This is a genomic window from Sporosarcina aquimarina (assembly GCF_019748715.1).
Classification (GTDB): Bacteria; Bacillota; Bacilli; order Bacillales_A; family Planococcaceae; genus Sporosarcina; species Sporosarcina newyorkensis.
On the sequence record NZ_JACLBZ010000010.1, the window covers coordinates 53,665 to 67,160 of the forward strand.

Here is a 13,496-nt window from a genome sequence, read left to right on the forward strand (position 1 = left end):
TCTCGAGAACTGAAAAAAGAAGACAGGGGCCTATCCCCCGTCTCCTCATGTTAAAGCAACAACCTTTTTTTCCTTCTTTGCCTCATCAATCTTTTCATCCGCTATATTAAGCTCATGCACACGCCGAATTTTGAAGTTTTTAAACATCAGCGATCCTATATAACCCCAGAGGGCACCAACACCTGCGCATAGAAGCGCAATGAGAGTTACTTTTACCGGGTCGTTAAATCCATACATAACCGCAAATCCTGCAATTGGCGTTGCTGTGCCTGTTGCGTTATTAATCAGTCCTGATAATGCGATGATGATACCAGCTGACGCGCCGCCTAGGAAGTTTGTCACATAGACCGGAATCGGATTGGCAGAAATAATGTCTACTTGTGATAACGGTTCAATCGCAACAGAGATGGTCGTTTTTCGATCACCGAATTTCATGCGATGGAAAAAGACATAGTTCATAAAGGAAGAGCCGAACACCGCTAGTGCACCGATTGCCATTGGAACACCTGTCAATCCGAGCATCGCGGTTAAAGCCATAGAACTTAGCGGTGCTGTAGCGACAACCGTAATGACGCCACCTAAAATAATCCCCATTATAATCGGGTTTGCATCTGTCGATTGTGTAATAATGCCGCCAATATTAAGCAAGGTGGCATCGACTATCGGATCAGCCCATACCCCAAGTAGCCGAACGAGCGGCGCGGCAAGGATGATGGTCACAATCAAATCGAGGCCATCAGGTACTTTTGTTTCAATTTTTTTCACTACAAAAGACATGAGATATCCCGCGATAAATCCAGGCAAGAGCCCAAGACCTGCACTCGAAGCCCCCATCATTAAAGCATATACAGGAGAAACGCCCATGGCCAGTGCTACAAGGGAAGCAGCTGCGACACCGCCCATACTACCCGCCGCGTCACCAACTTCACCTAGAAATGTAATATGTAATAAATCGCCGCCGACATAGCGTTGAAACGCCTCAACCAAAAATGTAGCAATCGCCGCACTTGCCAATGCCCCCATCGCTTTCATCCCTCTAGGAGCTTTATAACTGAAAAGTGTAAAACAAGCTAAAACAATTAGTAAAAGCACGGTGCCTTTAATAATCTCCATGATGTAATCGCCTCTTTAACTAATTTGTATACGTTCTTATTTTACAGAAAGATTAGATTATTTCTTTCTGGGATTTTATATTTATTTAAGTTACGAATAAATCATAACGCCAATTACGTATGTTTTCAATAGGTTTTTAGTGGACGTGAGGTCTTTCGTCTTAGTACTGAGTATCAGGTGCCTTCCACATTCAGTCCGAATAAGGCTATTACAAGAGGGCAGGCGACGAAAATGATCAAAGGTACTGAAGATGTAAAGCCGAATAATATCGTGATGAGAGGACGGGCAAATGTTGGACATGTATTTTGACAGGTATCGATATCGCTGTGAAGCAGATCGGTTTAATAATAAATGTATGGGTGAGGGTATCTGTGATGCCGGATCATTAAGAACTATTTGCTGACCATCATAGATGGTTTTGCGATTGAGACCTATAATTAACACCTTGTGCTGAAAGTGTCCACTTCCTTGACAAGCTACGTCTATAAAAACGATTTGGGATCAGAAGTTTTTTTTATGTTTCATAGATAATAGAGAGGATTTGCTATGACGTAATAAAGAGACTCTTTTGCAACATTAAATTCTGAATGTTGTCTTGCACAGATGCCTAAAGTGCGACATCGTCCATAGTTTTCCGAGAAAATATTGAGTCATTTTTAAACGATTCGCTTACTTTGTCGATTCAAATTAGACTCAAGTATAATGTTGTTTTTTATACATAATGGTAAACAGGTTTATTTTATCAGTCTTTTCGTAATGGCACGAATATTGCATTAATAATTAATGGAGGCGCTTTCAAATTATTAGATATACCCGACAAAAAAACACATGATCAGGAGATGAGAATATGACATCAAAGTATGTCGACCGAGGAAATATTATAAAAGTCCGTAGTTCAAGAAAGCCTAAAGTCTTTACACCTATTTTTATCATCTCAGCATCGATTACTGCATTTTTTTCGATTTTTTCATTAGTAAACCCTGTTGCACTTGCAAAAGTTATGACGTTTATACAGACGATATTTGCTACGCAGTATGGATGGATGGCTATGTTAATACCCATTCTTTGTATGGGATTTTTAGTTGCAATAGGAGTTTCCAAATATGGGAAAATTGTAATTGGTGGTCAGGACGCAAAGCCGGATTATAATATTTTTTCGTGGCTTGCAATGTTATTCACTTCATCTATCGGAATAGGAATCATTTACTTTGGAGTGAATGAGCCACTCTATGCGTACTATTTATCACCCAGCAGTACAGAGGCTCCAAATCAAATGGTAGCAGCACGGGAAGCGATGGGTACCGCTCTCTATCATTGGGGTATTTCGGTTTGGGCAATATTTAGTGTGGCGGGGCTAATTATGGCTTACTTTGTATCAAAACATAAAATACGATATTTACCTGGAGATGTTATTGAGAAGAGTTTTGGAAATCGTAAGTGGGTGCCATTAACCAAAAACATTATGAATGTTTTGGCTGTTGTATGTTCAGCAATGACAATTGCTGCCACGATCGGACTGGGAAGTGTGCAAATATCTACGGGGATTAATCAAGTGGGCAATCTTAATGCATCACTGACTGGGATCCTGCCTTATATCGTATTATTTATTCTATTATCTGTATGTATTTTTGCTGCAACTACCAAGAAAGCCGGTAAGGGAATGCAGGTGTTGGGCGATTGGAATGTCTATTTAGCGATAGCTATTTTAATCTTTGGTATGTTATTTGGACCAACACGCTATATTATAAATCAGGCTGTCCAATTAACCGGAACATATATCGCACAGCTTATACCAAGAAACTTTGACATGTTTTTATTTAGTAACGACCTGACGTATTCGACGACATGGGATGTCGCAAATAATATGTGGTGGATTTCATGGACCCCATTTATGGGTGTCTTCATAGCATCCATTTCAAAAGGACGGACAGTTCGACAATTCGCTTTTGCCACAATGACCATCCCTGTACTATTTATGCTATTATGGCATTCTACTTTCGGCGGGATTGCTTTACTGGATGCAGTTTTAGGTACTGGTGATATCGCGAAAAATGCAATGGAGAGTCCAGAAGTTACGTTTTTCGCCATTTTAGCGACTATGCCTTGGAGTAAGTTAACGTTTATTGCCACAATTATCCTGCTGATCATGTTCATTTCAACAACTGTAACGAGTGCAGCCTTGTCATTAGCAAGAATGACTGATTATGAAGGGAAAGAAGCGTCTCGCGTTCGAAGCTCTGTATGGGTCATTCTTATGGGGATTATCGCCTTAACGGGTATATTCGCTACTACGCTTGGCGGCAATGATGCGTTAAATGCAGTAAAGTCTTTAGCTACAACCTTATCTTATCCGTATATATTTTTCTTTATAATAATGATGACTGGATTTATTAAACAACTAATGAAAGATAAGCCTCAAGTATAAATTTCAAGTAAGGGAGATGTACGTTAATGGAGATCTATTATTTACAGGGTTGGGCTCTTTTCGCAGAAAAAATATTGCAAGTCGGAATGTTGCTTTTTATTATCTGGAATGTAAAACTATTAATCCTCGAAAAGAATACTAGTACAAAGGGAGAAGGCGTAAATGGAAACGAATAAATTAAATGCTGTAGCTAGGATGTCTCCTCCAATGCTTGAGACATTCTACAAACAAAATGAACTCGCGAAAGAAGCATTTTCAACAGATGTCACCTATACTGAAATGCGTGAAAATTATATAAATGAAAGAAAATATTGGAATGAGGGTGGACCTGAGCCAGAAAGAGTTCTTAATAAAGAAATAGATGGACCACACGGTTTACTGGACATTCGCTTCCATTACCCGAGGAAAAGAACTGGAAAAGGGGCCATTGTGTATATTCATGGCGGTGGATTCGTAGTAGGTAATCTGGATACCCATAGCAAGATAATGCGCTTACTGATGGAAGAAACAGAATCAGTTGTAATAGGAATTGATTATCATCTGGCCCCAGAACATAAATATCCGGTACAAATCGAGGAATGTGCTTTTTTATTAGAATGGTTAAGAAAATATGCAGATGAATATGATATTGATCAAGATAATATTGCGATCGCCGGAGATTCCGGCGGTGCCAATTTAGCATTGGCAACATCTCTATATTTAAGAGATCAACAGAAAGATATTTCATTTTTACGGTGTTTACTTTTATATTACGGTAGTTATGGGCTGACTGATTCGAAATCCAGAAGGCTGTACGGAGGAAATTATGACGGATTAAGTCAAAAAGATTTAACAACGTATTCAAATCTGTATATTGGGAATCGCCATCCAGATCTTCGTTATTTTGATTGTTTCTCAAACGATTTGACGAAGGACGTCCCTCCTTGTTACATCGCTTGCGGGCAGTTAGATCCACTCCTGGATGATAGTTTATTATTATATGACCTATTGGTAAATAACAACATTAAGGCTGAGTATGATGAATTTAGTGGAGTGATACATGCGTTCCTACACTTTTCACGAAGCCTTCCGGTAGCTATAAAAGCTATACAAAATGGTGCGAATTTCTATAAGTCTTCAGTTAAAGTGACATAATATTGGCTAATTTAAGAACTCACTAAAAAGCATATTGGCTTCTTAGTGGGATGCTTTTTTAAAACAGGAGTCTGTCCAGAGTGAAAGATATCTGTGTGACAAACATTCAAGCGCTGAGTAGCTTTTTGGATATTATTGGTTAGTATATGTTGATTTCGGGAGCCAGGCATCCTAAAGTCTGTCTGAAGGTTGTGTGGAGATCGAAAGTTGCTTGTGAAGTTGCCTAAGTGTTGTAGATTTCTTTAAATAATATATTTTTTTGGAATATATAAGGGGGGCATTTTTGTGAAATAACAAAAATGCCCCCCCTTTGTATGTTTTAGCTTTGTTAACGTTTTCCCACTGTGATATTTCCATTTTTCGAAGAAAGATTGATAGGGATTTCACCTTTTCCAAATACAGCATGTGATTTTTTTTCATTGAAAATCGTGCTATTCCCATTAGCGGCTTCTGCAATGATTGTCGCATTTGTAGGCGTGTTTGCCGTTTGAATATCGATGCGTCCATTGTCTGTAATCAATTCAGTTGGGTCATCGAGTGAATCTGTCTTTACCTCAATTCGCCCGTTATTCGCTTGTACAGTAAGTTTCCCTTTTACGTCTTCCAGCTTCGTCTTTCCGTTATCCGAGCGAACTGAAATCGAATCGGCTGACGTGTCTTTAAGCGCAATCAGACCATTATTTGATTGTACCTTGAGTGTAGTATTTGTTAAACTTGTCGCTTTTACTTTTCCGTTATCTGATTCCAACGTCATATAATCTGCGTTTACGTCTCTCACGTCAACGGTTCCATTATCGCTTTGAATTCGTAGCGAGTCATAATCCTTGTGAGGTATGTGTACTTTCAGGATAGTTGGCTTTAACCCGAAATTGACTGAGATCAGCTTCTGTTTCTTCTTTTTAAGTACAATGACCAAACTAGAATCCTTTACCATAGCGGATACATCGTTCTTTATATCGTGTCCCGAAGCTTCGATAAAAGCCTTTGATCCGTCTGTTGGAACTAGTTCAACTTGACCGTCATCGGCGTTGATATCGATGCTTGTAAAGTTATCATCTTGAATAGTGAATTCCTGGGTAACCGCCTTTGGCTTTTGGATAAGCTGATAGGTGATGAGACTCCCTACGATACCAACTAGCAGAAGAAGAGAAGCAATTATCGATAGTCCTTTAATGTTCAACATGCGTTAAGCCCCCTTTGACGAGTTTCCCATTAAATTTCATATAGCGTATAAACCCATTCATAAAGTACTTCGTGGCGTATAACATTCCGATTGAGATAAAGAGACCGAGTCCGCACAAGGCGAGTGAGTTAAATAAGTCGAACAACTCAAATGTACCAGGAGCTAGAATGGGGTTTAGCAAAATAAGAAGAGGTGCCGCAGTGAATCCAATGCCTGTGACCCAACCAGACACAATCAAGGCGACCAATGCGATAAATGGTCCAAGTACAATAATCAGGTTAAAGAAACCTAAACCAATAACTGCCCATATAGCTCGCAATAGATTTCCCGTGCTGCCGGTTGTTTCTGCTTTTTCAAGGTGGTACGCAGCAGATAACTCTTTTCCTATTGTTTTTGGAGAACCAAGGGAGGTTGCAATATGCTCTTCAGATTTTCCGTCTAACTGCCCAATTGCAAAGTATTCTTCGTAGTCCTGCAAAATTTCTTGTCGTTCTTCGTGTGGGAGTTTTGTTAAATTATTCTTTAGATGAGTAAAAAATTTTTTCTTATTCATTTTACTACTCCTTTTTTTTCGTTTGCTAACCGACTATGATCATATGATTGAAATCCGTTCATTCTCCAGTTTTCAGTCATTCCTGTACACCCTCCTTGATTAATGCATTCACTCCATCCGTGAAAGTCCGCCACTCGGCCAATTGTTCATGAAGATACGCACGACCTGCATCTGTCAATTTGTAATATTTGCGAGGAGGGCCTTCTGACGATTCTTGCAAATACGTCGTAAAATAGCCTTCCTTCGTTAAACGACGGAGCAGGGGGTAAACCGATCCTTCCGAAATGGAAATTTGATCCGAAATCTTCTGCACAAGCTCATAACCATATCGATCCTGCTTATCAAGTAAGACAAGCACACATAAATTTAGGACACCTTTTTTGAATTGTACATTCATTCCAATTAATCTCCTTCCGCTAGTGATCAATGAATAGTACTGTCTTTTGCTAAGTACTTGGTAACAGTAATATATCATATGGTATTGTTCATAGCAAGGTACCGATTAAGAAAGTATATGAATGTCTGTTAACATAAATTCTGAACTAATCAAAAAGGGAGTTATCTTTCTCTGTAAGTATCATTTATCCATAAAAAAATGTTTGGTTTTCGCAGATCTTTTGTTGTGTCAAAAAAGTTTTCACAACATGAAACTATTACTGAAAAACTCCGTCTATACGATACTTACATAGTAAAAGTAGGAGGGATCCCAATGAATAAAAACAAGCTATTCCATCTTATATTAGCCGCAACAGTTGCTGTTCCTACCATCTTGGTACCGATACAGGCAGAAGCAGAAGTGGTTAGTCCGTTTAAGGATGTATCCAAAAACAGTCCGTATCTTGAGATCATTCATGAAATGCGCGATCAGCAAATTATCAGTGGTTATGCTAATGGGGAATTCAGGCCGAGTGAGGTTATCTCCCGAAAACATGCGGCTGCGCTCGTTAACCGTACAGTGAAATTGCCTGTCGTCGAAAAGTTTGTTCCATTTAAGGATGTATCTGCAAAGAATACTTTTTTTTATGATATAAAAAAATTGCAGCAAGCAGGGATTTTTGAACCGGACGCAAAAGGCAATTTTTATCCGAATCAACCAATCACCCGTGCAGAGATGGCGAAGGTGTTGACCGCTGCGTTTGATCTAAAAGTGAAAGTGGATTTGGATTTCGTGGATGTGCCGAGAACCCATCCTGCGAGCAAGTATATTAAGGCGCTTTATTCGAATGGCATCACAACAGGTGATTTCGGAACGTTCAGTCCTGACCGACCGGTTACCAGAGTACATTATGCCGTATTTCTGCATCGTCTGCTGCATATGAACGATCCTGTTGATCCGAATGAACCGGCGCAGAAAATCCGCGGACAGTTTGCGAGGATTACTGAGCAGGAACTGAGAGAGCCCAATTTAATGGCTTTAACGATGCTTGGTATGCTTGAGCAGAAAATTACACACGACCCATCCGATTATCTGATTACAGAACCTACGAAAGATGGGTGGGCGACAGTTCAGATGTACATGGCAGGCCATTCACTTGGACAAATGGCGAAAGAAAATATTCTTTATCTCAAGCGTTTTGTAAAGAATGGCTCTGAGCTGGAAGCGATTTTGGACGGATGGCTGCAAGGGGATTTTTCAAAAATCAAAGAAGATTTTTTCACATTAAAAGCGATAGGAGATCCGGATTTCTTTAATTGCGCTGTATGTGAGCAAAAATTTGCCATGAATATCCGGACAAAACGTGCAGAAGAAGACTTTGTGCGTGCCCTCTATGGTGAGGAAGGATTACAGAGGCACCGGACGCAATGGGAATAAAATAAGAATGAGCAGGGAACCGCATGCAGCCGGTTCTCTTTTTGGCTGGAGTTATCTGCGCATAAAACTCCCTGCAACGCTCCTTCAGGTAAGGATGAAGTGCAAAAACACTCATGTTCGTTTGAATAAACTTTACAACTGTTGGGGTGAAGCAAGGATTGCTCAAACGACAGATTGCTTTTTCTGCAAACCTGCTAAAAATAAAGTCTGTACGTCATGCACTTCAACTTCAACATCAACTCGGATCTGATATTGAATTATGTCTCACACATTAACATGGTTTATTCAGATTTCAAGCTGATTAGAATAAGAACAATTCCGGAAAACAGGCAAACCATCCGGGTCAATGAAATTTTCTCCGTCAGGCCGAATAAGGCGATTCCCGTAGTAATGATCAGTACAGTAGGACCGACGAGCGCCAGTAACGTGTTGATGTAAAAGGCTTTCTCTAAATCATTGAACTTGTACATAAAAAAGGCAGCCGTAATATCTATGCTTCCTGAGAAAATTCGCAGCAAAATAATCATAAGGAGAGATGTTTCGATCACATTCTAAACCCCTTCCGTATTAGATAAAACTTACCTAATTGTATGTGGGCACATTGCTCTTTATCATCATAATCTCACAGTGACATTGGGTTTGAATTTAAAATTTGGACATCTTCATGAGCATGTTCAAAAGCTGGTACGGTCAATGATTTTGAAGCGGAAGTTCAGGCTGGAAATTTGTCTAATACAGTGGAAATGAAACGGGTTCGTTTACATCTAGGAATAGTCTTTAAATTGGAGATGGGGGACCAGTTACTTTATTCAAGTTACAAGGAAAATGTGATGTGTCCATTAGAAAAAAAACATACTATTTGCTATTTTATCACATACATGTTATTCTTAAGAAGAATTATTTTTGTTCTTCTTTCAACCGAGAATATATTTTGTTTTTCGTCTAAGACATTTGAGCAAGGATAGTAACATATTGTGTGGATATCCGCACTAGGAGGCAACAACAATGGAACAAGGTAACGTTAAGTGGTTTAATGCAGAAAAAGGTTTTGGATTTATCGAGCGTGAAGCAGGAGAGGACGTATTCGTACATTTCTCAGCTATCCAAAGCGAAGGTTTCAAATCTTTAGACGAAGGTCAAAGTGTAACATTTGAAATTGAACAAGGACAACGTGGCCTACAAGCTACAAACGTTCAAAAAGCTTAATAATAGCTTGAAAAAGGCCCTACATGTAGGGTCTTTTTTTTATGTCCTTAAATTTGTTTTTATAAGTAGTTAACTATGTCACTTCGGCCGTTAACCTTCGCGAAAAGCCTTCATGATTGTTTGGGTAAAAGTGAATTTATAAACAAACAGAGTCGTTTCATGCCTAGGCATGCATTTCAAATGTCATCCGTTCTGTTGTTATACCAAAACCTTACTTAAAAATGCTTTTGTCCGTTCATTTTGCGGATTGTTAAATAATTGTAAGGGTTCATTTTCTTCTACAATTAACCCCTCGTCAATATAGATTACACGATCTGCAACTTCCTTGGCGAACCCCATTTCGTGAGTAACGACGACCATCGTCATTCCTTCTTTCGCTAATTGCTTCATGACTTGCAATACTTCTCCAACCATTTCTGGGTCGAGTGCTGAAGTTGGTTCGTCAAATAGCATAATCTTTGGATTCATTGCTAGCGACCGGGCGATGGCGACTCGTTGTTTTTGTCCGCCCGAAAGGGAAGCGGGATAGGCCTTTTCTTTCTCACTCAATCCGACTTTTCCAAGTAGTTCACGTGCCTGTTGCTCTGCTTCAATTTTGGGAACTCCTCTTGCTTTCATTGGACCGAGAATGATGTTTTCAATTACTGACTTATGGGGAAATAGGTTGAAATGCTGGAACACCATTCCGACTTCTTGCCGCACTTTATTAATATTTGTTTTTTTACTAGTAATATCTACATTTTCAATGAGCACATGGCCAGATGTAATATCCTCTAAACGATTTAAACATCTTAGAAAGGTACTCTTTCCTGAACCCGAAGCCCCAATGATACACACTACCTCTTTTTCAGCGATGTCGATCGAAATATCTTTAAGCACATGATTCTCTCCAAAACTCTTCATTAAATTTCTAACTTGAATCATCGTCATGAAAGTTTAAATCTCCTTTCCAAAAAGCTCGAAAGTAAGGACAATAAATAAATAATGATAAAGTATAGAACGCCGACAACAATCCAGATTTCAAACGCCTTGAAGGTAGCCGCAATTTGCACTTGTCCGCGTTGAGTTAAATCGGCAATCCCTATAACGGACAATAAAGACGTATCCTTCAAACTAATGATGGCCTGATTGGTGAAAGTAGGTAACATTCTTCTGAAAGCTTGTGGTAAAATGACGAATTTCATGCTTTGTACGTTGGTTAATCCAAGGGATCGTGCCGCTTCGTCTTGCCCGCGATCAATGGACTGGATGCCGGCTCTCATGATTTCGGCATAATAAGCACCCGCATTGATGGCAATTGTTAATATACCTGCAGTCATTCGATCTAAGGAAATGAATTCTAACGTGTTTAATCCAAAATAAATAAAAAATAGTTGCACTAAGATTGGCGTTCCTCTTATCGCATCTACAAAGAATTTAGCAATCCAACGTAGTATGAAAAATGGGGATAATCTCAGCAATGCAACAATTAAACCGAGAAAAAATCCAATTATAATCGCAATGACAAATACCTTGAGTGTCACTTGAAGCCCATCAAATAAATACGGAAGTGATTTCATTATAACTTCCACTCACATCTGCCTCCTTTGAAAAAAATTAAGTGCGAAACATATCGCACTTAATTTTCATGAGAATTAATCTAAATATTCATTTAAAATTTCATCATACTTACCGTTCTCTTTTAAGTTTGTTAATCCCTTATCAATCATTTCCAATAACTCATCGTTTTTGCCTTTTAAGACGGAGATGCCATAGTTGTCTCCAGTTAAGCGGTCACCTACAATTTTAAATTTCAGATCACTCACTGCAATCGCATAACTAATTACAGGATAATCCTCCATTAAAGCATCAACTGTTCCATTCGTCACTTCCTGGAACATTGACGTGCTATCATTCACTTGGACAATTTCATAGTTATATTTGTCTTTATTCTCTTCAGCAAACTTTGCGCTGACTGTGCCATTTTTTATAACTACTCTTTTTCCGGCTAAATCTTCGAGACTATTGATTTCTGTATTATTATCAGCGATTACAAGAGAAATTCCGGCCTCGAAATAAGGATCGGAAAAATCGACTGTTTCTTTACGTTCATCCGTGATACTCATCCCGCCCATACCAATGTCCAATTCACCGGCTTGCATCGATGGTATTATTCCTGAAAAGTCCATTTGCTCGATTTTGATTTTGAAACCCTGATCTTCTGCAATGGCATTAATCAAGTCAATGTCAATACCGACTAATTCTCCATCTGCTTCAAATTCAAAGGGAGGGTATGTGTTATCAACACCTACAACATACGTTTTGTCTTCTGCATTTTCTTTTTCCGAAGAAGTTTTATCGTCACTTCCTCCACATGCTACTAATAAAATTGAGATGATCGATAAAACCATTATTAAAATGAACTTCTTCATTCTCTCAGCTCCCCTAAACATATATTTTGCAAATTAAGTGAAAACGTATATCGATAGTAGTATATTTTTAGACTGCGCGTAATATTACAAATGTAGTGTGGTAAATTACTTTTGGCACCTTTTTGAGATGCGGGTCACAGAAATGAAATCAGTACAGTGAGGGTCTGGAACTCAATAGCGGTCCTGTCTGTTGTAACCATTCACCAGCTTATCCGTCTACTGGAATAGATTGGAGGGAGTGGTATGAAAAAGAGAATCTTTTCTGTCCTTATAGGTGCCGCTTTTTTGATAGGCGGATGCGGGACGGCAGGATTGGATAGTACTGAGCAAAACAGCTCTGCTAATCAAGAAGGATGGCAGACGGTGAAGAAAGTAGATGGGCGTGAAATCATCGCAGAATTAGAGCAGAGCGTAAAGGATTTTCCGCTCCGGGAGAAGGCGGTGGCCGAACAAATTGATAATCCGGACTATAAAGCTGGATTTTTTGGCGAACCATCGAAGGAATTGGAAGAAGATATGGCCGTGCAGGCGATTGAAGTGCCGATTGCAATCGAAGTTGTGGAAGAAGTGTATGGGGGCAATGAAGGTTTTGAAAAAGAGGGCGTTCTCTTTATTGAAAATCAAGCAGACGGTGCTGCTCAATCAGGCATTTGGATCGGCGTGAAGGATCCCGATGAGCGTGTACAGCAAGTCATTGATCTCTTGCAGCCGATAGTGGACGAGGGCAAAATTTTGGCTAAACCGATTTATATTTTCAGGAGCTCGCATACCCAGCATGAACTGTATACGATGCAGGATGAAGTGGCAGAAGTGCTGAAAGAGATGAAGCAAGAGCGCGGATCATTCGCATTATCGGTCAATACGATAACAGGAGTTGTTGAAATAGGACATGATTTCCTAAAGCCCGAGCAACAAAAAGAGCTAGAGGAGCAGTTTTTGGATTATACGTTCCACTTCAAGCAAGAGGGGAACATGGTCGCGGAACCCGGAGAATCAGCTATTATTAAGCCGAATCAGATAATGACTGAAACTCCTGTCAAAGATGGCGGATTCATCATGGACGTGTCGGAAGGCAGTATTTTCGTCTCAGGCGGTACGGAAGGTGCCACCAACTATTCATTTCCTGAAGCTGATCTGCTGACGGTCGGCCAACGTGTGAAAGTGGAGGCAACAGGCGGAATTGCGGAGTCGTATCCGGCACAGGGAACAGCGAAGTTTGTAGAAATCCTGCCTGATTATAAACCTGCCGACGCAACACTTTCCGAATCGCAAGCCGTGGCGAAAGCAATTAAAGAGAAAAAGAAGGAATTTTTTAATTTTAATGTAATTACCGAAGTGCAGTATGATGGGAATCGCAAGGTATGGATACTGGAAATAAGCGATGACAGTAGGGTGGAGGTGGAAGGTTGATAATTGAAGATGTCTGTGTATGGATTGAAGTACCTGAGTAAAAAAACATGATTGCTTGATTGAACGTGAATGTACAAACAAGCGGAATAGTTGCCTGCACAGATAGTCCGAAACTCATCACAAATTAGTTAGTAAAAAGCCGATCCGCAGTAGATAGCCTTTTTACGTATGTCTTTTTGCCTTTTCCAATTGCGGTCAGATGAAGTAGGAGAGTGAAACGGTGACAATACGGAATATCGCGGAAGTGG

General features: G+C 39.7%; 14 protein-coding genes. 6 read left to right on the plus strand and 8 right to left on the minus strand.

Features of this window, described 5'->3' with window-relative positions:
• Positions 1-45: 45 nt before the first annotated feature.
• Positions 46-1,113, minus strand: a complete 1,068-nt coding sequence (locus tag H7J92_RS05285) for a PTS sugar transporter subunit IIC (RefSeq protein ID WP_221835771.1) — start codon at positions 1,111-1,113, stop codon at positions 46-48.
• An 847-nt stretch (positions 1,114-1,960) separates the two neighbouring features.
• Between H7J92_RS05285 and H7J92_RS05290 the strand changes: the two genes are divergently transcribed.
• From H7J92_RS05290 to H7J92_RS05300, 3 genes are read left to right on the plus strand one after another with little or no spacing between them, the layout of a single operon-like run.
• A complete protein-coding gene (locus H7J92_RS05290) occupies positions 1,961-3,538 on the plus strand; it encodes a BCCT family transporter (RefSeq protein ID WP_221835773.1) in 1,578 nt (525 codons plus the stop codon).
• Positions 3,539-3,564: 26 nt separating this feature from the next.
• Positions 3,565-3,714 carry a hypothetical protein gene (locus H7J92_RS05295; protein WP_176132560.1) on the plus strand — a complete coding sequence of 50 codons (150 nt, stop codon included), beginning with the start codon at positions 3,565-3,567 and terminating at the stop codon, positions 3,712-3,714.
• Positions 3,701-4,672: an alpha/beta hydrolase fold domain-containing protein gene (locus tag H7J92_RS05300; protein ID WP_078817987.1), complete on the plus strand. Its 972-nt coding sequence runs from the start codon at positions 3,701-3,703 to the stop codon at positions 4,670-4,672. Before H7J92_RS05295 ends, H7J92_RS05300 begins: the two co-directional genes overlap by 14 nt.
• Positions 4,673-5,000: 328 nt before the next feature.
• Here H7J92_RS05300 and H7J92_RS05305 read toward each other — a convergent pair whose 3' ends face one another.
• The 3 genes from H7J92_RS05305 to H7J92_RS05315 form a co-directional block, all read right to left on the minus strand.
• Positions 5,001-5,855, minus strand: a complete 855-nt coding sequence (locus H7J92_RS05305; RefSeq protein WP_221835775.1) for a DUF4097 family beta strand repeat-containing protein — start codon at positions 5,853-5,855, stop codon at positions 5,001-5,003.
• Positions 5,842-6,408: an HAAS signaling domain-containing protein gene (locus tag H7J92_RS05310; protein ID WP_221835777.1), complete on the minus strand. Its 567-nt coding sequence runs from the start codon at positions 6,406-6,408 to the stop codon at positions 5,842-5,844. The genes H7J92_RS05305 and H7J92_RS05310 overlap by 14 nt, the downstream gene beginning before the upstream one ends.
• Before the next feature lie 76 nt (positions 6,409-6,484).
• Positions 6,485-6,805: a PadR family transcriptional regulator gene (locus H7J92_RS05315; protein ID WP_078817990.1), complete on the minus strand. Its 321-nt coding sequence runs from the start codon at positions 6,803-6,805 to the stop codon at positions 6,485-6,487.
• Between the two features lie 312 nt (positions 6,806-7,117).
• Here H7J92_RS05315 and H7J92_RS05320 point away from each other — a divergent pair, with 312 nt between their 5' ends.
• On the plus strand, positions 7,118-8,221 hold the full coding sequence (locus H7J92_RS05320) for an S-layer homology domain-containing protein (protein ID WP_221835783.1): 1,104 nt from the start codon (positions 7,118-7,120) through the stop codon (positions 8,219-8,221).
• Positions 8,222-8,502: 281 nt separating this feature from the next.
• Here H7J92_RS05320 and H7J92_RS05325 read toward each other — a convergent pair whose 3' ends face one another.
• Positions 8,503-8,769, minus strand: a complete 267-nt coding sequence (locus H7J92_RS05325; protein WP_342746529.1) for a YqhV family protein — start codon at positions 8,767-8,769, stop codon at positions 8,503-8,505.
• A 457-nt stretch (positions 8,770-9,226) separates the two neighbouring features.
• Here H7J92_RS05325 and H7J92_RS05330 point away from each other — a divergent pair, with 457 nt between their 5' ends.
• Complete coding sequence (locus H7J92_RS05330; RefSeq protein ID WP_078817992.1) at positions 9,227-9,427, plus strand: cold-shock protein; 201 nt, start codon at positions 9,227-9,229, stop codon at positions 9,425-9,427.
• Between the two features lie 198 nt (positions 9,428-9,625).
• On the opposite strand, the gene H7J92_RS05335 is transcribed toward H7J92_RS05330, so the two are convergent.
• The 3 genes from H7J92_RS05335 to H7J92_RS05345 all read right to left on the minus strand — a co-directional run bounded on the left by H7J92_RS05335 (position 9,626) and on the right by H7J92_RS05345 (position 11,838).
• A complete protein-coding gene (locus H7J92_RS05335; RefSeq protein ID WP_078817993.1) occupies positions 9,626-10,357 on the minus strand; it encodes an amino acid ABC transporter ATP-binding protein in 732 nt (243 codons plus the stop codon).
• Positions 10,354-10,986, minus strand: coding sequence for an amino acid ABC transporter permease (locus tag H7J92_RS05340; RefSeq protein WP_246602577.1), 633 nt, complete (start codon positions 10,984-10,986; stop codon positions 10,354-10,356). Before H7J92_RS05340 ends, H7J92_RS05335 begins: the two co-directional genes overlap by 4 nt.
• A gap of 75 nt (positions 10,987-11,061) precedes the next feature.
• The gene (locus tag H7J92_RS05345) at positions 11,062-11,838 is read right to left on the minus strand and encodes a transporter substrate-binding domain-containing protein (RefSeq protein WP_078817995.1); all 777 of its coding nucleotides are present in this window, start codon (positions 11,836-11,838) and stop codon (positions 11,062-11,064) included.
• A gap of 243 nt (positions 11,839-12,081) precedes the next feature.
• Here H7J92_RS05345 and H7J92_RS05350 point away from each other — a divergent pair, with 243 nt between their 5' ends.
• A complete protein-coding gene (locus tag H7J92_RS05350; RefSeq protein WP_221835786.1) occupies positions 12,082-13,248 on the plus strand; it encodes a DUF3221 domain-containing protein in 1,167 nt (388 codons plus the stop codon).
• The last annotated feature ends 248 nt before the right edge of the window (positions 13,249-13,496 follow it).

What these genes read in the sequence shown, in the direction of transcription:
- H7J92_RS05285 (WP_221835771.1), bottom strand. Translation starts at nt 1,113, where the DNA reads ATGGAGATTATTAAAGGCACCGTGCTTTTACTAATTGTTTTAGCTTGT.
- H7J92_RS05290 (WP_221835773.1), top strand. Translation starts at nt 1,961, where the DNA reads ATGACATCAAAGTATGTCGACCGAGGAAATATTATAAAAGTCCGTAGT.
- H7J92_RS05295 (WP_176132560.1), top strand. Translation starts at nt 3,565, where the DNA reads ATGGAGATCTATTATTTACAGGGTTGGGCTCTTTTCGCAGAAAAAATA.
- H7J92_RS05300 (WP_078817987.1), top strand. Translation starts at nt 3,701, where the DNA reads ATGGAAACGAATAAATTAAATGCTGTAGCTAGGATGTCTCCTCCAATG.
- H7J92_RS05305 (WP_221835775.1), bottom strand. Translation starts at nt 5,855, where the DNA reads ATGTTGAACATTAAAGGACTATCGATAATTGCTTCTCTTCTTCTGCTA.
- H7J92_RS05310 (WP_221835777.1), bottom strand. Translation starts at nt 6,408, where the DNA reads ATGAATAAGAAAAAATTTTTTACTCATCTAAAGAATAATTTAACAAAA.
- H7J92_RS05315 (WP_078817990.1), bottom strand. Translation starts at nt 6,805, where the DNA reads ATGAATGTACAATTCAAAAAAGGTGTCCTAAATTTATGTGTGCTTGTC.
- H7J92_RS05320 (WP_221835783.1), top strand. Translation starts at nt 7,118, where the DNA reads ATGAATAAAAACAAGCTATTCCATCTTATATTAGCCGCAACAGTTGCT.
- H7J92_RS05330 (WP_078817992.1), top strand. Translation starts at nt 9,227, where the DNA reads ATGGAACAAGGTAACGTTAAGTGGTTTAATGCAGAAAAAGGTTTTGGA.
- H7J92_RS05335 (WP_078817993.1), bottom strand. Translation starts at nt 10,357, where the DNA reads ATGACGATGATTCAAGTTAGAAATTTAATGAAGAGTTTTGGAGAGAAT.
- H7J92_RS05340 (WP_246602577.1), bottom strand. Translation starts at nt 10,986, where the DNA reads ATGAAATCACTTCCGTATTTATTTGATGGGCTTCAAGTGACACTCAAG.
- H7J92_RS05345 (WP_078817995.1), bottom strand. Translation starts at nt 11,838, where the DNA reads ATGAAGAAGTTCATTTTAATAATGGTTTTATCGATCATCTCAATTTTA.
- H7J92_RS05350 (WP_221835786.1), top strand. Translation starts at nt 12,082, where the DNA reads ATGAAAAAGAGAATCTTTTCTGTCCTTATAGGTGCCGCTTTTTTGATA.